18 protein-coding genes are annotated in these 21,753 nt (G+C 32.7%); all 18 read right to left on the bottom strand.

Annotated features, from left to right (window positions below):
- Window positions 1-28: 28 nt before the first annotated feature.
- On the bottom strand, window positions 29-6,250 hold the full coding sequence (locus ACFSR1_RS04280; protein ID WP_378289981.1) for a hypothetical protein: 6,222 nt from the start codon (window positions 6,248-6,250) through the stop codon (window positions 29-31).
- Between the two features lie 21 nt (window positions 6,251-6,271).
- Window positions 6,272-6,865, bottom strand: a complete 594-nt coding sequence (locus ACFSR1_RS04285) for a hypothetical protein (protein ID WP_378289983.1) — start codon at window positions 6,863-6,865, stop codon at window positions 6,272-6,274.
- Window positions 6,866-6,896: 31 nt separating this feature from the next.
- Window positions 6,897-8,168: a hypothetical protein gene (locus tag ACFSR1_RS04290; RefSeq protein WP_378289985.1), complete on the bottom strand. Its 1,272-nt coding sequence runs from the start codon at window positions 8,166-8,168 to the stop codon at window positions 6,897-6,899.
- A gap of 53 nt (window positions 8,169-8,221) precedes the next feature.
- Window positions 8,222-8,587, bottom strand: coding sequence for an OmpH family outer membrane protein (locus ACFSR1_RS04295; RefSeq protein WP_378289987.1), 366 nt, complete (start codon window positions 8,585-8,587; stop codon window positions 8,222-8,224).
- Window positions 8,588-9,044: 457 nt separating this feature from the next.
- Window positions 9,045-9,533 carry a hypothetical protein gene (locus ACFSR1_RS04300; protein WP_378289989.1) on the bottom strand — a complete coding sequence of 163 codons (489 nt, stop codon included), beginning with the start codon at window positions 9,531-9,533 and terminating at the stop codon, window positions 9,045-9,047.
- Entirely contained in the window at window positions 9,533-10,495 is a 963-nt protein-coding gene (locus ACFSR1_RS04305; RefSeq protein WP_378289991.1) for a hypothetical protein, read from the bottom strand. Before ACFSR1_RS04305 ends, ACFSR1_RS04300 begins: the two co-directional genes overlap by 1 nt.
- The gene (locus ACFSR1_RS04310) at window positions 10,479-11,006 is read right to left on the bottom strand and encodes a hypothetical protein (protein ID WP_378289993.1); all 528 of its coding nucleotides are present in this window, start codon (window positions 11,004-11,006) and stop codon (window positions 10,479-10,481) included. Before ACFSR1_RS04310 ends, ACFSR1_RS04305 begins: the two co-directional genes overlap by 17 nt.
- On the bottom strand, window positions 10,999-12,189 hold the full coding sequence (locus tag ACFSR1_RS04315; protein ID WP_378289995.1) for a PilN domain-containing protein: 1,191 nt from the start codon (window positions 12,187-12,189) through the stop codon (window positions 10,999-11,001). Before ACFSR1_RS04315 ends, ACFSR1_RS04310 begins: the two co-directional genes overlap by 8 nt.
- Window positions 12,189-14,108, bottom strand: a complete 1,920-nt coding sequence (locus ACFSR1_RS04320) for a type II secretion system protein GspD (RefSeq protein WP_378289997.1) — start codon at window positions 14,106-14,108, stop codon at window positions 12,189-12,191. Before ACFSR1_RS04320 ends, ACFSR1_RS04315 begins: the two co-directional genes overlap by 1 nt.
- Window positions 14,109-14,111: 3 nt before the next feature.
- On the bottom strand, window positions 14,112-15,536 hold the full coding sequence (locus ACFSR1_RS04325) for a GspE/PulE family protein (protein WP_378289999.1): 1,425 nt from the start codon (window positions 15,534-15,536) through the stop codon (window positions 14,112-14,114).
- Window positions 15,537-15,538: 2 nt separating this feature from the next.
- The gene (locus ACFSR1_RS04330) at window positions 15,539-16,030 is read right to left on the bottom strand and encodes a prepilin peptidase (RefSeq protein WP_378290001.1); all 492 of its coding nucleotides are present in this window, start codon (window positions 16,028-16,030) and stop codon (window positions 15,539-15,541) included.
- 4 nt (window positions 16,031-16,034) lie between these two features.
- A complete protein-coding gene (locus ACFSR1_RS04335) occupies window positions 16,035-16,475 on the bottom strand; it encodes a type IV pilin protein (RefSeq protein WP_378175232.1) in 441 nt (146 codons plus the stop codon).
- A 57-nt stretch (window positions 16,476-16,532) separates the two neighbouring features.
- Entirely contained in the window at window positions 16,533-17,675 is a 1,143-nt protein-coding gene (locus tag ACFSR1_RS04340) for a type II secretion system F family protein (protein WP_378290003.1), read from the bottom strand.
- Window positions 17,675-18,139, bottom strand: a complete 465-nt coding sequence (locus tag ACFSR1_RS04345; RefSeq protein WP_378290005.1) for a PulJ/GspJ family protein — start codon at window positions 18,137-18,139, stop codon at window positions 17,675-17,677. Before ACFSR1_RS04345 ends, ACFSR1_RS04340 begins: the two co-directional genes overlap by 1 nt.
- Window positions 18,132-18,500 (bottom strand): type IV pilus modification PilV family protein, encoded by a 369-nt coding sequence (locus ACFSR1_RS04350; protein WP_378290007.1) that lies wholly within the window; start codon window positions 18,498-18,500, stop codon window positions 18,132-18,134. The genes ACFSR1_RS04345 and ACFSR1_RS04350 overlap by 8 nt, the downstream gene beginning before the upstream one ends.
- Complete coding sequence (locus ACFSR1_RS04355; protein ID WP_378290008.1) at window positions 18,475-19,707, bottom strand: hypothetical protein; 1,233 nt, start codon at window positions 19,705-19,707, stop codon at window positions 18,475-18,477. Before ACFSR1_RS04355 ends, ACFSR1_RS04350 begins: the two co-directional genes overlap by 26 nt.
- A gap of 4 nt (window positions 19,708-19,711) precedes the next feature.
- Window positions 19,712-20,437, bottom strand: coding sequence for a toxin-antitoxin system YwqK family antitoxin (locus ACFSR1_RS04360; protein WP_378290010.1), 726 nt, complete (start codon window positions 20,435-20,437; stop codon window positions 19,712-19,714).
- 385 nt (window positions 20,438-20,822) lie between these two features.
- Window positions 20,823-21,725 carry an aldo/keto reductase gene (locus tag ACFSR1_RS04365; protein ID WP_378290012.1) on the bottom strand — a complete coding sequence of 301 codons (903 nt, stop codon included), beginning with the start codon at window positions 21,723-21,725 and terminating at the stop codon, window positions 20,823-20,825.
- Between the last annotated feature and the right edge of the window lie 28 nt (window positions 21,726-21,753).

Below are 21,753 nucleotides of genomic sequence, written 5' to 3' on the forward strand. Positions count from 1 at the left end.
TTTGATGTTTTTTTCTTAGTAACATTTTTTAATTAATTGGAAGCCAAACAGGTGCAACATTTTGACAACCTGCATATCCAACCACCTTAAGATCAATAGAAGTACCTTGAATTGGTTCTAAAGTAGATTTATGAAGTAACACAAACTCTAATCTCCAGATGTTTTTTTTACTTGGATTACCATTTTTCCCTTCTGCAACATCAAAATCATATTCAATGTATTTTGTTCCTGCTGCACTTAAGACTATTTCTCTATTTTTAAAAATCAATACATCTCCTTTATTTAATCCTTCATGGGTAAATAAAAGTCTATCATTAAATCTAACTGCCATTTGTCTAAACCCCGTTTCATGCACTACAAAAGCAAAATAAACATCATCTTTAGGTGTACCATTAATGGTAAATTTAGCAGTCCTACCATGACAGGTATGGCCTGTATTTATATTACTTTTCGAGTATACACCTTTAATTATTGGTTCTGACATATCATCACACTCATCACCAATACCATCTCCATCATAATCTGCTTGATCCGGATTATAATTATATGGACAATTGTCCGCAGGATTAACTACATCATTTATAACCTCTTCTATATTTGTGATTCCATCCTCATCAGGATCCATATCCTCAACTAACTCACCTATTAAACTTGTGGTTTGATCAGCACTACCATTACTACCCTTTGGGATCAGAAGGCTGGTACGACCTGAATGGGATTTTTCCTCAGAAACAACTATCCCTCCAGCTCCATCTCTGTCAATGGCTTCACGGAAATTAAAATGATGACCTAAAGCATTTCTGAAATAAGAGTCTTCGAAATTATCCGCTCCCATATATCGATATCTACTATTAGAAGTAACAGCAGTCGGTAATGTGAAATTATATCCGTACTGAGCAGAAGAATATCTATCCAGTGCATCTTTATTCTCTATTTCTGCTCCGTAAGGACTGTATTGTGTTACCTCACTGGCAAAGGTCCATTGTTTGGAATTATCAGGTACGATCATTTTCCAAGCTCCACCTTCTAGTTTGTAAAAAGGTTCAAAACTTTTAAAATATCCTTCTCTCCTATTAAACGCTTCGTTACTCTGCCCCTCTGCTATTTTAGATCGTTCTACTAAATAGGCATATGATTTTTTTGCTCTCCATTCTCCTTTTATATTTTCGATATAAGGATTGAATGTATAATCTCTAATGTCCACTTTATCCAAATCATCCGCATGTAAACTTTTTAAATCGCCCTCGCATTGAGCATTCCAAAAGTCATCATACTCAACAGCACTTGCATTTATTATCCTAAGATTATTGGTTGAAGTGTCATCAGCTTGTATAAAATCTTCATTAGTAATAGTAGATCCAATCTTAGCTTCTATTGGATTCTTCATCATAGTAATTGATGCCATATTTGCAGATTGCTGATTACGATAACCTGATCGAATTACTTTAAAATCAATAGTTCCATTGATAGTGTCATCATCGTTTAGTAGCTCTCCTTTTCTATTCATTAAGTAAACTCCATTTGATCCATTAAAACCAACTACCCAAGCACGCATTGATTTTGATCCTGCATCAATCAATAATTCATCACCCTCAGCCATAAAATCTTTTACATTTGGATAAGTAAAAAATTCACCAGATTTTCCCAATTTACCCTTGGCTCCAATATTTCTAGAGGCTTGCGCCATATTCTTATAACTCCAATACGCTGGGAAATTGAAATTATAATATTGGTCATCATATTCATTAACCGTCTTTGTTAAAAGTACTTGACCGGTAGAGGCATCCCAAGCTTCATTTACAGTACTTACTTGTGATCCTAAATCTTTGGCAATTTTTTCCTTTAGAATTCCAGTTGTATGAATAACCTTTGTGGTCGTAGTAGTATGCAACGTAGATATAATTTCAGATCTCTCTGGTGGAGCTGTAGGAATTATCAGTGGGAAAATACCGATAAACAATGTAGCCACGTTACCCTGAATACCAAACACTGTAGATTTAGAATAATTTTCTCTAAAATCATTAATCACATCATAATGAACTCCAATTTCTCTTTTAACAACAGATCCATCTTTTGCAATGGTGACAAGGTTGTTATCTAATTTGCTTTCATCTTCACTACTCGTACTATATTTATAGTCCACTCCAGATATAAACTCGTCATACTCATTATAAACACTTTGCGATTTTGTTTTACCATTCATATCATTGGTATGAACCACAAATCCTTGTGATAACGTAAGTTCTGATTTTACAGAGACTTTCAATCCAAAAAGTCCTTTTAAAACATTAGCTACAACTTCTTTATCATTAGATTTCCAGTTAGCAGGATTGTCAATATCGGTATAATCTGCAATTGTAGGAAAGTCATTAGAGGTAAAAAACTCATTAACCACTTTACCGGTAGCATGCTGCTTTATATTTTCTGATGGATTATAGTTTTTAACCGTTACCCTACTATAGGTAATGGTTGGTGACGGAAAAAATGACTCTCCAAAAGGCTTCTCCACATAATTTACCTCTTCAGGTCTTACCTTATCACCCCTATTATAGAATGGTTCTACAAAAGGATTTTCTTTACTTCCCAAAGGTTCGTATGTGGCAACTCCACTAGACGTTCCATCTTCCGCTAATGTATAATCATATAACTGACCATATTTTTTAGCATAGCGATCAATATTGTCGTCAGTGCTACTTACGTTTAGCATTTTATCCCATTGGTCTTCTAACAATAATTGTTTTACTCTAACACCGCCCCCTAACTTTTTACCATTAGGATGCTGTAGACGTATCCAGGATTTTTCCGGAATAAAACGTCTCGAGTGTAGCTCCTGATCCCTAAGTACTCCATTTGGGCCTTTAAAAATTTCAATAATTCCTCCAAAACTTTTAATTAGTTCCTGAGCTATATCTGCAGGGTTTTGAGGATCATTAGCCAGTTTCATTCCATAGGCTAATCTATTAAGGAATTTTCTTCCAAAATACCAACCTGCTTTTGATATTGGGTTTACATTTTTTCCACTACCATTGATACCGCCTTCTAAATCAGACATTCGCATCGGAATTGCGACTTTCTTCTTCCCTGAAACACTTGATGGAAGGATGATATTATCAGTTAAAGCTTCTTGATCAATTCTAAAATATCCGGTTACATAATCAAATTCATTTTTAGAAAAAACAGGACCATTGGTAAGTCCTCCAGGTTTAGACATATTCATCATAAACTTGAAGAATACCGGTTTATCAATATACTCGCCCAAATATCTTGTTTTAAAATCATTAATGGTATTTACCTGATCATCAACTTCTACAATTAAATACTTAGCATCAGAAGTACCGTTATAAGATCCTGGAGTATACAAGGTGTCATCAATAGTTCCATTAAGCGTTTTACTTGCTCCAAGCACTTTAAACATTTGCATAGCTTTTCGCTTTTGTACATATTGATAGTCATCGGATTCATACGTCATTTGCAAACGACCACCAGATGGTAATTCTACCGAAGTTAGACTCCAAGCCTGTGCGAATAAATCCTGTTGTCCCTGATTACCTTGTTCTACATACGGAAACTCTGGCGCAGTAATGTCGTCATTTACATCACAACCGCCTTGATTGGGCTTATAATTACCCCAAATATCATAACCTTTTAAATTATAATCAGGATTAGAAGCATTATCCTGTATCCATTTACCATCTTCATTATAGGAACCTGTTCCGTAGTTAAAGGTATATGGAGTATATGTACCCATTTTAGAATCACGGTACGTGAAGTACACTTTTTTTAGTGTAAGCTTACCCTTATTTGCTAGTTCTTCTTTTTCTTCATCATAATAATCAAGTTCATTATCGTCTAATTTACCGCCAAGATTATTAGGGATTCCCTGACATTGAGAATAATCATAGATAAAATGTGCTCTCTTGATTGCTGAGGTCTCTTCTCCATACTTTATATATTCAGGTTTTGAATACAAAGAAATACTATCTATTTTTTGCATATGGGCAGAATTAGCAACATCTCCTCCTCCCTTTTCATCTTTTACACCACGACCATCTTTTCTATCTGATAAATGGAAAACTGCCACGTGAGTCTTAGTCTCAATAGTTTTAATGTATTTGATCTCTTTTTTACCATATACATAACTTCCTTTTTGATCCTCTTTATCTGAGTTTAATCCCGCATTGAAAGAAGCATCCTCATAAGGTACACGCCATTGATACTCATCTTCAGTAGTTTCGTAGTTAAATTTTGTATACGCTCCAAAATCATCATCGGTTGGTCCATCTCCTTTTCTATCTTCATAATCCGATGATAATACACTGGACAACAAGTACGTATGTGCAAAATCTGGAGTAGCAATCTTATTAAAATAATGATCCTGACCACTTCGATTATTTTTAGTATTCTCATCCCCTGTTATTGGTACACTCCCTAAAGAACAATTACCGGCTGCTCTAACAGCAAAAGAAACTTCTTCTTTATCTAGGTTGTAAGCGGTTTCTCCATAGGTATAAGTAGAACCATCAGCTTGCAGTATTTTCATACCTGCTTTGTGATGCGGTTTTGCGTGTGTATTCGCTGTAAAAGTTCCAAGACCAAATTTCTTTACATCGCTTACTGTTACCGGCTGTATAGATTGATTTCGAATTTCTCTTTTCTTTCTTTGAATAGGTTGATTAAAAACTACCTCATCATAATTATAGTTCACACCATCATTTTGGAAATTTTTAACTCTATATCGATTGGCAGCAAACTTTCCATAACTATTATTTCTTCCCAGAGTGCCTGTATTTCCTCCTGGTTGATCAATGGCCAATGCCATCGCATTATAACCTCCTAGAGTGTTTTGAAACAATTCTTTTTCCTGATCTACAGATAATTCGCCTATTGATTTAAAATATACTTTCTCATATGTTGGATTGTCTAAAGCTCTTTCTTTTAAGAATTGAGTAGCGTTTGTTTCCCAAACTCCAGTATGACTCTCAGAAGGAGAGTTTTTATAATCCAACCCAATATGAATACCTGATCCCGGTTCAATTTCACCTCCTCCGGAATTACTATTGCTTTCATCACTTACAAATTGATCATAGATATACCCGGTCTGACTTCTAAAAGGGCGAAACATTCCTCCTATTCCCTGACCGTTAATATTATATATATCATAAGAATAGTTTACCATTGGCAGAACACGCGTATTTTTGCTTACGATATCTTCTTTCTCTCTGTTAAAATCTAAAATATCATTACGAGTAGCGTTCTCTGTAAACTCATAACCATAAGCTTTTTCTACATTTTCTTTTCTTGCCAGACTTTGTTTGTTTCCATAAGCAGTTACACCTACTTCTCCATCAACTCCCCAAAGATCTCCACCCACTGAAATACCAAATGTTAATCCCGTATTTTTAAATGATGTCCTCTTAGCAGGAGTAAAAGTAGTATTCAAAAATGATACACTTCCTGATCCAGAAAGACCTGCTTTTACTCCAAAATTTTGTTTAGAGCTATTATTAGTAGCATGCTTTGTAATAGAAGCGCTCATATTAAAAGATGTTAGCCCTTGTCTGGAATTAAAAGGAACACCAAAATTTACACCTCCTGTTAGAGCTTCATTTGCATACTTATCCTTTCCTCCTTTTCCTGCACTTATACTAACATTAGGAGTCACTGTTGCTCCATCAGATGCTGAGGAAGTTAAATTCATCCCAACACTCACGTGATCTGAAACGGCAAAATTTAAACCGAATGATGGCTTAAAAGTGATCCCGTGATAGTTATTATGCTGAATGGTAAGTCCCGCTCCGCCTCTTAATGCCTCGATACCAAATATCTGAGCATTTACATCTACAGTTGCACCAATGGTAAGGTTATCTTTTAGATTGTTTTCATACCTAATTTCATCTCCGTCAAAATCATCCGGAATACCACGTACTTGTCTATTGATCTGACCAACACTAAGATTCCATCCTAACCCTACCCAAGAAGATTCCTGATCCATATTTACCCCAGAATTATAAGCTAGGTTTAATGGATATCCTCCTACATCCATTACCGGAATGTTATAATTAAAATCTCCTGAAGACAAATCCACCATATCAGAGGTCCCAATAGGTGTAAATGCATTAAATTCTGGTTGAGAAGGGCCACTGGTTAATGCAAATAATTGCATAGGTTGTGCCATCTGTACAATCATCTGAATTGCCAAATAACTCGCAATAACTTTTGTAACCTTACTTTTTCGTATCGTGTTGATCATATCACTTAGTGTGTTATAATTTTATAACTTAATAGGTGTTTCTTTGAAATTAAATTTCATTAAACCGTTACCAAACAAATTGTCCTGGTAAATCAGTTTTATATTTTCTTCTTCCGGAATATTACCAAAATGAAGTAGTAATCTCTTAAAAGGTGCCACTTTGAAATTACGCTCGAACGTTACTCCGGAGCAATTGATGGTATCGCCTGATTGTGTTACCGCCTTAAAATCCTTTTCTATATAAAAAGACATATACTTTACAGAGGATTCATAATCCCTGCTTGTATATATATCTTTCAATAAATCATCCTTATTTTCGTGCTGAAACTCTATCTCGATGATGCGCTCATTTTTAAACGACTCATAAATAGAATCTACTTTTTGTAAATCGTTATTTCCTTCATTTTTTAGAATATAATATTGTAATGGAACCAGTGTAGCCTTGTATTCTATATCCGAAAACGAGTGCGAAACTGATTTAGATTTCCAACCAGATTGCTCCAGATTATATAGCTTATATTCTGCAGCAGCTATTGGTTCCTTTTTTTCTTTTTGACAGGATAAGACCAGTAATATCCCGATCAAAAAGAAAACAAATTCCTTTTTGAGTATCATAATTCTAAAAATTGTGATTTAATTTACGGGATTACTTTTGTAGTAATTTTTCTAGCTTTTGTAAGCGTTTTTCTAACGCGTCATTTGCTTCTTTCTGCTCTTTTATCGCTTTTTCCTGTGCAATGGTGTATAATGTAAGTTCCTCTACTTTTTCTAGCAACTTCATATTCATCTCCTTCAGGTTCACACCTTGTGCTTCCATTTCTGATGCAGATGGAATATTCGGCAAGTGTCCTTCTTGATCAATATAATCCTCAACTTCTTTTAAAGTTTTCAATTTATAGTCTTCATAGAATACATAATCAGGCGCAAGGACTCCCAGAAGGTCAACTTTTACTTCCTGTACATGTACTTTACCTTTTACTGTAAGTGCGTATCCAGGATCCTCTTCTGTAGTACCGATAGCGATTCTACCATTGGTATAAATGGCGTTTTCGATCATAGCGGTTCCATCTTTAACCACTAATTTATGGCCTTGATCTAATAAATATCCTCCCCAACTTCCGATCACCATTCTTGAATCTGGTTGCACCATATGCAGCCATTTAATATCATTATCAGTCGGATTATTAGAATTATCTGGCGTAAAGTTTCCCGTTTTTAAAATTTCATCTCCTTTTGGGTCACTAACAAAAAACCTAGTTTCTTTATCAAAAGAAGATACGTAGAAAAATGGTTTTTCTCCGTTAGCTACTGATAGCTCTGCTCCTTCTGGCAAAGTAGCAGTTGCCGGAAAATCACTAAACGTTAATTTTCTTTTTTGATATCCTTCTTCATCCGTACTTGCTATCTTACCTGCGGATAGAGCCATACTATATTTGCCCCAATCTTTATAATATGTGGCATTAGTAGCAGCTTCAGTATCTAACGCTTCAAAAATTCCTCCATTAGCAAATACACTCCCATCTATACTAGCGCTTCCACCCACAGCAAAATTATATCCATCTGGAATAATATTGGTGTTAACACCTAATTGATCTGTAGCAAAGTCTCCGTAGATTAAAGGTATTTCAGAACCATCATTATGTATAAATAGTTTATTATCTCCTTGAATCGTTTCTCCTGCTCTATTACCAATATAAACATTACCGTTGCCAGTAGTATTATTAAGACCAGCACTGGCACCTACAAATACGTTATTTAAACCAGAGGTGTTATTTGTTCCGGCATCTGTCCCCACAAAAACATTACTAGGATCAATATTACCGTTTCCATTTCCATTATTACCAGTGGCATTACCGTTTCTATTACCTCGTCCATTTCCTTGTGCAACTAGCAAATTACTAGTTATAACAAATATCATTAAAAGTAGTTTTTTAATCATCCCTTTATAATTATTTTAGTTTTTGGTCTTTATTAATTCCCTTCGTATTTCGTATTAGCATATTCCAATACGGTTTCTGTAATATCGATTCCATCCTGAGCAAACATAATATTGCCGTTACCTTGTGTTCCCAAGATAATTTTATATTGATTTGCTTCTCCATATTCCTTTATATATTGATTTAATCGATTCCAAACTTGTTGACTCACTTCTTTAGAAAAATATTCATTCATTTTTCTTAGTTCCTGATCTTCCGATCTTAACTGAGTTTCTAATACGGTTGTTTTTTCTGTATTGTTCTGCTCTTTAAAGATGGAGTAAATGGTATACAGACTGTCTAGTTTTTTCTTTTGCTTTGTAATTTTATCATTATTGATTTTCCCAAGATCCTTGGACATGTTGAATCCATTAAACAATGTAACATTGTCTACATAAACAACGTTAGATTGGGATTTATTTAGAAAACAAAATGATATTAAAGAGAATACGGTAATTAAAAGCAAGACATTGCATATTACCAGCAAAGTAGTGTAATTTCTTTTCAAGATGGTTAATTTTTATTTTGGGCAGGGCAAATATATGTTAAAAAAATTAAAAAAATACGTTAATACCGTAAGTATTTATTAACAATAAATTATTCGTAAATCTTTAGTTTAAAACAGACAATTCCCTTAAATTTTTAAGTTTTTTATTCCAAATTATGCAATAGCTTCAATTAAAAATGACCTATTATTACATGTATCTATATCTTAGTGTCATAAGGAATACAAATGTTACCGTGAAAATTCATTTTTTTTTCAAAAAAATAACAATTCGTATGAAAACGCGGTCATTTTCTAATACATACCTTTATAACTAGTTCTGTTTTCTAAAATCTTTGGTATCTTTTCCAAATTGAATGGATATCATATCTTCAGAAATATTCTTAATTATAATATCTTGTATTTTCGCTCCATTACGAACACGTTTTAAAGTGCCGTTTACTCTAAGTAATCCAAGTCTCGATGTACTTTCTTTAGATTTTATAAACCCTAAATATTCAATTCTAGGCCAATTCTTTGAAACAGGCATTTTAGGCCGAGATACTTTTTGAGGTCGAGAAGGTGCAGATACTACCGACTTTCTTTTACTTATTGTTTTTCCTAAAAAAGGATCCCTAGTTGGTATATTAAGATTAAAAGTATCCTTTTTTCGTAATAATATTTTGGGAGGACTAACAAGTGCATCTGCGGTTACCACCACATCATTGGTTAAAAAATATGGAGCAGCAAACTTATAAAGCACCACTCCCCAAATCAGAGCAACCGCAATAATTAAAACTTTATTAATCTTTTTCTTTTGCATTAATTCACATTAAATTGACCAGTGCTGTTATAATCTCCTGTGTTTCCTGCTTCATCAAGCCCTCTAACTCTCCAATAATATGTTCCTGCCGTATCAAATGTATTTGAGAAGCTTCCTGCAGCATTACTATCTGATAAAACAACATTGCTAAAATTTTCATCCGAAGCGATCTGAATAGTTCCTGTGATACCCGATTGAATTACTCCAGTATCATTATCAAAATTCCAAGTAAAACTAACTTCCTGACTCGTTGTGAAGTTTTGTCCTACTGTTGGAGTTACCAGATTTGGTGCTGATGGATTTTCTGTATCTATAAAAAATGTTCTACGGAAATAATCAGTAAAACTGGTATCATTTTCTGCGCTTACTTGCCAGATATATTCTGCATCTTCTGTTATGGTTGTATTACCTATAGTAATTGATGTATCCACCACATTTTCATCTTCAAAAACTACTGTTTCAGTTGTGCCTTCTACCTTTAGTATTTGAAATTTATAAAAAGTTGCTGTACTTATTCCTTGCCAGGAAAATGTTATTGCTACATCATTAGTATATAAGTTATTCAGAGGATTATTTAACAATACTGTTTGCCCTGAAAGATCTGTAGAGGAAATTACAGAAAATGCAGCATTAAAAGAATATGCTGTTTGATAGGCAAAATTTTCTCCTCTTACTCTCCATTGATATTCCCCCGGATTCATAGCATAATTAAAAACTGAAGTATTTACCAGAGAGTCTAAAATGATGCTGTTCAATGCTACATTATTAATTTGTATTCTATACTCATCTGCTCCATCGATTGGATTCCATCTAAACTGAACAGAATTCCCTTCAATCTGTGTCATATCCTGTGGAGCTACAGTTGTTATTAGGTCATTAGTGATATCATCTTCAATAATATCATCACATCCTATAAAAAAACTTATACATACTATGGTTATATACCTAACGTATTTTCTCATAATTCTGAAATATAATTTGTTCAAATAATTTTTTTCTTCTCGTTCTTGGTTCTTTTTCAATATAAAACTTAAGGCTTACTACCCTGGAAAAATCAAACATTTTCTCATAGTCATAGGTAGTGTTTAGCAGTTCTCCATAACTACCCGTTAGAATCAATCGATTTGTATAAATATTGAAATATTCATCACTAGCTTTGTGAATTGCTTCTAGTTTTACTAACTGTGTATCTCTATTTATCCCGTTAAATGTATTCAGAATTTCCTGCTGAACTATGTCTGGATTAGCAACCTCTTTACCGATTAGTTTATCCAGATATGATACCTCTGCAATTAGATTGGTAATACGTTGCTGTGAATTACTAACTTTCTCTAATTTCATCTTAGATTCTTCTAATAACTGAGCAGCATCTAAGGTCATACTAAACGATCGCTTATAAGCAGTTATACCCAAGACCACCATTAGTGCTAGTAGTGCAAAAAACTTCTTTTTATAGGATAGATTTTCAAACATCGAATTTCAATATTAATTTGATTCTAAAAGAATTTGTTCTGTTCTCTCTTTGAAAATCAATAATTTCTAAGTTATTGATCCAAGGTTGCGCTTTAAGTTTCTGTATCCAGGATGTGAATTGAGCATTTGATGAAGCAGTTCCTTCTAGTTCTATCACGTTATTACTAAAGTTAATTCGCTGTTCTGCCTTAATCTTTGCGGTCGTTGGAAATATGTTTAATACTTTCAGATTGATTTCTCCAGGAACTTCTTTAGTTATCTCGGATATATAAAAACTTAAAAAGTTACTATCACTAAGACCGGATTGTTTTAATATCGCTTCTTTATTCTCTTTATCTTTTTCTAAAGAAATTAATTTAGAATAGGCAACATTTTGTTCTCCTAACTCTACTTGTATTTTGTGATGTGCTTCTTGATAATGACCTAATAGAAGATAGCTTATTAATAATGAAACTAAGAAAAACGAAAGTGTACATATTCCAACAATATTGAATGCTTTTTTATAGGTAAATTCTTCCCTTCTGGACAACATGGTATCAGTCTCGGAACTCATCGCTTCATTTGGATATAAATAATGAAGGACATTTGCAAAACAAAGGATATCTACATTAGACAAATTTTCATCGCCAATTACATACTCAATACTATCTTGCTCTTCTCTTTTTTTGAAATCCACTAAGGATGCTCCTTCAAAATATAAGATAATATTTTTAGTTTGTAACACTTTTTCTTCCATTAGAGGTCGAACTGAAGTTATGACAAAAGGACCAATAGAAAAATCAACTATAGTAATCTGAGCTTTATCGAATAACTCAATTTCTGTATCTACAATTTCTTTTCTGGCTACAGAAGCATATATTTCTCCCTCTTGTCGATATTCTTGCCAATAAAAATCATCCGGGTCGGCGTTGAACAATATTTTAGATTGATATCCTGTATCATTTTTTACTTTCTTAGATAAAATTCCCTGACCTGTTATAGAGAGTATAACGGGTTTGTTTTTAGAAAGCTTAGCTACTAAATCCTCAAAGCTTGAAGTAGTATAGCGATCTATAATGGTGATACTATTTTTTTTCTTCTGAATTTCGACCAAACTAAATTCCTTCTGATCAGTATCTAAATGAATCTGAACAGACTGGATCTTGTTTCCTAAAAGGATATTATTTAGAAGTTTCTGGATCATTAGTAAATTACTGTAGGCTTTATAAATACGTGTAATTTGGATTTATCTCTGGCTTTTCTTTTACTACTAAAAAACCATTTGATAATTGGTATTCTCGATAATACAGGAGTACCGCTACCTGAGTTCTCTCGCTCTAGTTCATCTAATCCTCCTAACAATATCATTTCATTATTTCGCACTCTTATCAGTGATTCGAATTTCTGAGTGGATTTACTAGGTGGTGCACTTTCTCCTGCTCTTCCTAAAAATGCACTTTTCTCTACTGCAATTTCTAAAGTTACGTGTTCATCAAGAGAAACAAAGGGTTTTATATTTACGCTTAGGTTTGCCTCCGTTGGTTTCCATTGACCGGATTGCAAAATATTATCATTGACACCAGTATTAATCAACCTATTGGTTTGCTCAAAATAGTAATCTGTTTCTCCAATAGAAATACTTGCTTCGTGACCGCTCAATGTGGCTATCTTTGGAGTAGACTTAAGATTTACAATAGAATTGTTTTCTAATGCAGTTAGGTTGGCATAGAAATTTTTAGTGACTTTACCAATGTTAATAATACCAAGTCCATTGAAAGCATCTATTAATTGGTTAATTGTACCCGAATTTATTGTTACATCAGTATTAGGAAAAACATTTCCTTGTGTTTTTACATCCTCAGATCCATCGCCAAGAATTGCCTGTAAACCTGTCTGAATATCGTAAGACTTATTATACTGAACAACTAGTACTTCTATTTGCACTAAAGGAACTACTTTATCCAACTTTCGGATAACTTGAGCCAGCTCTACGATCACCGGTTTGGATCCGGAAACCAACATCCCGTTAAGCTCTACAAACTCCTGAATTTCGACATCTTGAGTTAAAGATTTAGGTAATGTGGCTAATACGGACTCAATAGTTCTATTCTCCAACTGAATTAACTCTGTTGCTCTTAAACCAGCTGTTGTTTCTTTTCCTATTAGATAAAATTCATCTGATTTGTTTACTGCAAACTTTTTTCCTCTAAATACGTGTTGTAATAAATTATCAAAATCTATTTCTTCAGAAAAAATGGTCGTGATAATTTCATCAGGTTTGTCATACATAGTATATCCAAGTTGTAACAATTCTGCTGCTTTCATTATGATTTCTGTAGCATTAGCATCATAGGCTTTTATGCTTAAATACCCATTATCTTTTAATTTGATATCTAAATCTCCAGAAATATTTTTGTTAGAAGCTCTTGATGATCTTCTTCTGCTACCAGTTCTATTTGTATTATTTGCAGTGTTTTGAACTTCTACATCTTTTGATAGAAAATAAAAACCATTATCATCTTGTTCTGAAATTAACTGATTTGATTTAGCAATCATATCAATTACCTGATCAAATGGCCTATTAATAATGTAGGCAGAAACGCTCATATTCTTAACATCCGGAGCCAGTACGATATTCTTATTTGACAATTCTGTAATCTTTGCTGCTACAGACGATAAAGAGTCATTTTTTAGCTTAACAGAAAGGAAATCATTTTGTTTGCTATATCGAATGTCTAATTCTTTTTTTGGCTTTGGTTTAGGCGTTTCTTTAAATATTTCTCTTTGTTTAAAAACAATAATATTGTTCATAAACTCTACTTCCAGATCATAGGTCCTAATTAGAAAAAGGTATACGTCTTTTACTTTTACATCATAAAAGTTACTGGTTACCATTTGATTAAGATCAGGATCTGCTACTACATTAAGTTTATGTTCTTCTCCCAATGAAGTAATTATCTCAAAAAGTGTTAAACCAGAAACATCCAATTGGGTAACTTCTTCTAAACCAATCTTTGTTTTGGCGATTTCTTCTAGCTTTTCTTCAATGGTAACTGCTGTGTTCTGAGCGCACAGTACATTGATTATTAGTATAAAGCCAATTAATAGTATTCTTTTTATCATCCCTTATTTTTCTATAATAATTGAGTATACCTCCTCAATAGACGTTATTCCGTTTTGTACTAATCGTATGGCTTTCCCCGACAAGCTCGATGTAGTGTAATCTGAAATGGATTCTTCCAGATTTGTTGAATTTTTCTTTATTTCCTGGGCTAACTCACTATCAATAGGTATAATCTCATAAATTGCAGTTCTTCCTTTGTAACCAGTATAATGGCAATGTTCGCAACCTTTAGAAATCCAATGTTCTTTTAACCCGATAAAAGCTTCATTTTTATATTCGTCCCCTTTTAAAACTGAATGTTCCTTACAAGAATCACAAAGTTTTCGTACCAGTCGTTGTGCAACAGAAATCTTTAGCGTTTCTGCTATAAGAAAAGCAGGCACTCCCATATCAATTAATCTCGAAATTGTTCCTAAAGCAGAATTTGTATGTATCGTAGACAATACTAAATGTCCTGTAAGACTAGCTCTAATTGCCATCTCAGCCGTTGCTCCATCTCTTATCTCTCCAAGCATAATAATATCCGGATCTTGTCTAAGAAATGTTTTAAGTGCACTGGTAAATGTTAATCCTATATCTTCTCTTAATTGTACTTGATTTATTCCCTTTAATGTATATTCGATAGGATCTTCTACGGTAACGATATTGCTGGTAACTTTATTTAATTCTTTTAGACTGGCATATAAAGTTGTTGTCTTACCGGATCCTGTAGGACCACTAATAAGGATAATTCCTTTGGATGCTTTTAACGCTTCCTGATATAACTCCTTTTCTTTCTGCTCCATTCCCAGCTTATCCATACTTAGATGTGCAGTATCTCTCCCTAGTATCCGCATTACGATTTTTTCACCGTGTAACGTGGGAAGAATAGAAACCCTTATATCAAAATCATCATAATTAATTCGTCCGTCCTGAGGCAATCTTTTCTCAGTTATATCTAGATTCGATTTTATTTTGATTTTATTGACTAATTCCAGGTAATTTTCTTTTTCTACTTTATATTTTTCGGTAAGCTTTCCATCTATTCTATATCTAATTCTGGCTTCGTCTTTAAAAACTTCAAAATGAATATCACTACTTCCTATTGATTTGGCCTCAAAGATGAGTTCTTCTAGAAAATCCTGAGATGTTGATCTAAAACTTTCTGTTTTAGATGTATTCTCAGTATTACCACTATTACCGGTTCTATAATATAAAATTAAAGCTCTATTAATTGTATCTGCAGAAACGGGGTGTAATTCTATAGTCTTACCTAAGATTAACTCTAACTCCTCTTTTACAGCTTCTTTTGCTGCAGTTTCTTTTATAAAAAGACTTAGTTGGTTACCCTTATCTTCTTTTGGAACAATTTGATAATTATGCGCCAAATCTGCATTGATGATTTGCTGCTCTTCTGTAGTTAATATAATTTCTTTTACTATATCCATAATTAATTCAAAAGATTAGTAAAGAACACATCAAAACCTGCACTATAACTAGCGATTTTGAGTATAATTAAATACAAGGCTAAAAGACCTGCTAAAGGCACCAAATCTGTTTTGACAACTAGTTTTATTATTAAAAATCCAACTATTGAAAATAACATCCCTGTTATAAAAAATAAAATATAATTGTGTAAGGAGAAAAAAGGAATTACAGCAACAAAGAATAGCACATCCCCCAATCCCATATTTCTTTTAAAAGGATTCGTAAATCTTTTGTTCTTTGCTGATAAATAAAGATATAAACCTCCAAAAGTAATTATCAGAAAAGCCAAGCTATACAACAAATTAATTACACTATAGCCATTTCTGAAATAGGAAATTAACCCAAAAATTAAAATCAAAATTGGCAATGAAATATGAATAGCTCTAAGCTTTAAATCCTGAATAAATACCAATGTAAATAATAGTATTATGATTATTTGAATAACAGTATCCAACGAATTAGTCTTTAACTGTTTCTTTTAATGTCTTTTTTTGATCAATCTCCCAGGTATTATAATTACCGTCATCATCAAAATCAGATAAAGAAGTTGCAGTGGCTTTAAATGAATTGGTCGAAGCCTCTATAATTTCTATTCTATATACCGCTTGCCCTCCTTGCTCTATAGTCAATGCAGGTTCAAAACCTAATTCATCAAAATCAGCTGTATATTTAGAATGTCTGAAAAAGTAGTTTTTCTCTAATCCGTATAAGTGATTTAACATACTCTGTGCCTCTATAGATTTAGCTTGGGTGATAACAGAAGTCTGACTAGGAAGTACCATGAGAAGTAAAATACCGATAATACAAAGTACAATCAATATTTCGGTCATAGAATATGCCGCAGCATACCAGTTGTTTTTGCGTTTCATAGGCTTGTTATGTAATCTTAATGAATTCATTAAGATTGATTTAGGGTTTGCAAAAGTATTAAATTGTGTTAACAAAATCTAAATTTTTTAGTTTCCATTTATAATTTTACTCAGATCGAACATTGGTGCATACATAGCTACCATTATCAGACCTACAATTAAGCCTATGATAATAATTATCAACGGCTCCAGAACTACTCCAATCATTTTGGTTTTATGTTCTACTTCTTCATCATATTCATCCGCCAGTCTAGAAAACATGGTATCCAATTCGTTAATTTCTTCTGCTACTTCTACCATAGAAATTAATTTATACTCATAAATCTTGTGTTTTTTCATAGCTGCCGCGAAAGGGATTCCTTTAATCACATCATTTCTAATAGGGTCAATTGAAGACTCGATTGGATAAAAACCGATCATTTTCTTCACCATATCCAGCGATTCTGTCAAGGAAGTTTTTGAAGTCAATAATAGATCTAAAAACTGACAATACCTCGCCAAATACACCATTTTGACTAGTCTCCCGAAAAAAGGAATTCTTAGAATGATTTTTGATTTAATATTTCTAAAAGAAGGATTCTGACCATAAATTTTCACCAAAAACATACTGGTGATAATAAGCAATAAAATGACCACAAATATTGTTGGAAATTTCTCGGATAAAACGATTATATTTTTTGTCAATGCGGGAAGATCTCCATCAAATTGATTAAAAACCGACTTAAACATTGGCACCACATAGGTTAACATAAAATACAAAACTCCAACAGTCAACACCAAAACGAATGAAGGATAGGTAATCACTGAGATAATTTGTTTTCTCAATTTGATCTGACGTTTAAAATATTTGTGTAATTCTAAGAGTACAGTATCTAATTTTTTTGTTTCCTCTCCTATCTTAATACTAAAATATTCATACGATGAAAAGAGTCCGGTATCCTCTAAAGCTTCGTAAAAGCTTTTACCTTTTACAATCTTGGCTTTTAATTCTAAGATTAAATCTTTTAGGTGTTTCTTTTTTTGTTGATTCGCCAATATCTCTAAAGATGTTTTGAAATCGACCCCGGCATTAAGAAGTGTTGACAAATCTTTATACAAAACTTCTTTCTCTTTTGCTCCTAATTTTTTGGAAAAACTGAATTCTTGATTAAAGAAATTGCCAAGAGAAGATGGTTTATTATCCGTCTTTATATTTGGTTTATTATGGATTTTACTTACATCAATTCCCATTACAATTTTAATTTAAAATTAGGAGCATAGTCCTTAGTAATTATAAACTCTATTGGTTCATCAAATAGAGTCGTTCCTATACTCATTTTAGTAACAAGATCTTCTTTTGTAATACTATTAAAATCTGTTGATATCTTAATTTTTTTTATTGGCAAAGTATCCAGCATTTCAATCTGCCTTCTAATTAGAAACTTGTCTGTAATTTTATATTCTATTTCTTTATTGTTATATGCAATCACTTTAAATCCTTTATAAGATTTTACAATTCTCTCTGCATTAAAAAAATCGGTTCTTAGTTGCACATAACTTGTTGTTAATTCATTTTGTTCATCTATAGAAGCTTGGTAGTTTATAACCTGTTTTACGAATGAGGCATAGGCAAAGTATATTAAACCCATTATGATTGACATAATGGTCAGATTAATTAACATTTCTAATATGGTAAATGCTTTTACCTTACTCATCGTTTTTTTTATTGACTAACAAATAGTTATATATAATTGTATCCGAAGCTGTTTGTACGATAAACTTTATATTTTTCAACTCCTTATTACTTTGAAAATCTTCAACTTTCTTTTTAATCGAATATGTTTTAAACTCATATAATTCATCATCAAAATCATTCGAAATTTTCGCATTATCATATAATTCCGCGACTTTAAACTTCATTTTATAAGTGTTCAAAGATGAACTGCTGTTTAAAACAGCTGCATACAATCTAATAGCCACTAATAAGCAGGTAGCAATGATCGTAATTGCTATTACAGATTCAATTAATGAACTTCCTTTAAGGAAATATTTATTGTATGTTTTTAATTCTTTCAAGTCTGTTTTCTCCTGTATTTCCAAATAATGGCAATCTCACAAAGTTGTTTGGTAGTTCGGATGCGTCAATTACTCCATTTAGGATAACATCGGCATACTTAGAACTTCTGGTTTCTAATTGTAATTTATGCGTATATAAAGAACCAATAATACTTCCCTTTAATTCCATAATACCATTACAATAAACATCTCCAACTACTAATGAATTTTTATCAATAGAAACGAAATTGTTTTGCTTTTCTCTAAAACTAGAGCCGTTGATCACAATCCCACCATAAATCTCAACATCCTCTGCTATTTTAATCTTCTTTTCATAATCCCTGGTTGACGCTTCAATTACAATACAAGATGGATATCGCAATTTTACATCGGATTCTATATCTACTTCTTTATCTGCATAAATTTGTAAGCTCCCTTCAAAACCTTCCTCTAGAACTACTTTTGGTGCTTGAATAATAACATCTTCAATTTTTGATGTATCATTAATCCGAACAGTATCTCTGGATTTAAAGATGAAGTTACCCTTGATATTTAATCTATCCAGTGATTCTCCTTTATCCAAATAAACTATTGCAGTCTGCTGGTCGAATCCGCGATAGATTGGTTGGTTTTCTTTTAATTTAGATAAAGTAGTTTCTATAGTATTTTTTGGATATTCTAATTTTGGTGAAGTTATTTTAGGTAAATTCTGAGATGAAACAGTAATATTTCCCTCTAATTTTGGATTGTTAGCTTGTTGATTACCCAAAATATTCACTACTTTATATCTTTTCTTTGGGAGCCTCACATTTCCTTTGATCTTGGTAGTTCCTGAAATTTTTAGTTCTTCTCCAAAATCACATAAATACAGTGCTAATGGGTTTATATCAGCAACCTCACCTATTATATAATTTCTATCAATAGTATCTTTTTTAAAAAATGCTTTACCTAATAATTTAGAGTACATTCCCCATCGTTCTTTTGTGAACTCACACAATAATCCATCACCAAACAGATCGACTTGCTGCATACTGGTTTTTTCAAAAGATTTAGGGTTCAACAAAAAATAATTAAAACAAGAAGTACAACGATCTATAAGCTGTTCTTTTACAGATTGTCGGGTTGCTAACGTTTTATTGATAGTAAAAATGTATATAAGTCCGCCACTGAGAATGGCAATAATCAAACACACGTAAATAGCATATAATAAAGAACCTGCTTTTAGCATTTACTTATTGTTTTTTGGAAGTGTTTTTTTTACCAGCTTCTTTCTTTTTTGCTAACTCTTTACGCTTTTTTTCTATTTCTTTCTTTTGCTTTCTTAGCTCTTTTTCTTTCTTTTCCTTCTCTTTTTCTTCAGGTGTTTTCTTTTTAAAAATGTTTTTGAAAAAGTCTTTTGTTTTTCCTACAAAACTCTTCTTTTCATTTTTATCATTCTTTTCTTCTTCAGCAATTTCTTCTTTAATTACTTTTTCTCCTCTTTTGAAATATAATGTGTCGTTGGTATGATGGGTAATCCATCTACCATGTTTTTTATTATTTTTATATTTTCCGCTAACTAACAGAACTCCTGATTCTGTAAACTCCTGATATGATCCGGAAAGAAACCCTTTTTGCCAATTCGATATCTTTTTAATTTTTCCGTTTTCATACCAATTCTTCCAGGTATCATCTTTAAGACCATAATGAAATTCACCCTGTTCAGCGATTCCGTTCTTTCTATAGGTCTTGTTATATTGTCCGTGTAAAATCTGACCATCTCCACCCCCAAAAGAAGAATGAATTTTCCCACTTTTATACCAATAATATTCTTTTAAATTTTCGTAATTGGATGTATTTTTACTAGAAACGTAAAATGTGTAATTATAGTCATCATCAGAAATAACCTTTCTATTTATATCCTTATTGATATATTGTGTAGATCCGAATAGTAAAATTAGCGTAAATAATAATTTCATTTTGGGTAAATTTTAGGGTTTGCAAAGAAACTACTTTCATTCGAAAAAAAGAACAAAAAAATGCAGTTTTTTGATAATCAGTTATATACATAAAAATCTGACTACGGTACACATACCCCTATATAACCGTAGCCATTGATTTTTCGGCAATTGTTTATCCAAATCATATGCCTACCATAATCATTAAATTAAACTATTACTATATACATGTGTCGTAAAGGATTGTTTTGTTACCTCGCTTTCTCATCTTTTTTTGATTTTTTTTAAATCTGGACAAATTACAACTTCCAAAAATCGATATTAAATAATGATCTTTTCTTCCTGTCTTTTGTAATAATGAGAATTAAAGCTGAAACTACGTTTTGAGTTTCTAAATCGTAAGTAATCAGGCAACTTCTTCGCCTGTTGAAGCTTCCCAGATCATAAACCACTCTTCATCTGTGATTTCTACAGAGAGTGACTCTACTGCTGAATGTATACGACTTATTTTGGTAGAACCGATCACCGGTAATATCCCCGAAGGATGCTTTAACAACCAAGAGGTTAATATTTGATCTGCAGATGCATCATACTTGTCTGCTAGGACATTAACAACTTTATTGATTCTTACAACCTGCTCACCAGGTTCTTTTGAAAAAAACTTCCCTCCGGCTAAAGTAGAATATGCCATTGGTTTTATATCAAACTTTATACATTGATCTAGAGTACCATCAATAAATGGTGCTAAATGCAGCGGAGAAATTTCAATTTGATTGGTTTGTAATGGAAAAAAAGATTGTAACATATCAAATTGAGAAGTAGTGAAATTTGACACTCCAAAATGCAACACCTTGCCGCTAGATCTTAATGTATCAAAAGCTTCTGCTATTTCTTGAGGATTCATCAAAGGGCTTGGTCTGTGAATCAACAGCATATCAATATGATCTGTTTGTAAATTTTTTAGTGATTGTTCGGTAGAATCTATGATATAATTCTTGGTGGTCTTATAAGATTTTATCTGGTTATCAGGTCTATTGGGAGTAACCAATTTTATTCCACATTTAGTAACAAGCTGAATCTTTTCTCTAAGAGAACTATTATTCTTTAAAGCATTCCCGAATAAGGTTTCTGTAGTGTAATGTCCATAAATATCGGCATGATCAAAGGTAGTTACTCCGATAGAAAGACAATCTTCAATAAGCTTTTGAGATTCATTAGGGGTAAGATTAGCTCCCCATTCTCCCCAATTCATACAACCGGCTACTATTCGTGAAAATAACGGCCCGTTCTCTGAAACCTTTGTATTCATTTTATTTAATTTTTAGACTTTAACTTAA

It is taken from the genome of Aquimarina rubra (assembly GCF_042684305.1).
GTDB classification, from domain to species: domain Bacteria; phylum Bacteroidota; class Bacteroidia; order Flavobacteriales; family Flavobacteriaceae; genus Aquimarina; species Aquimarina rubra.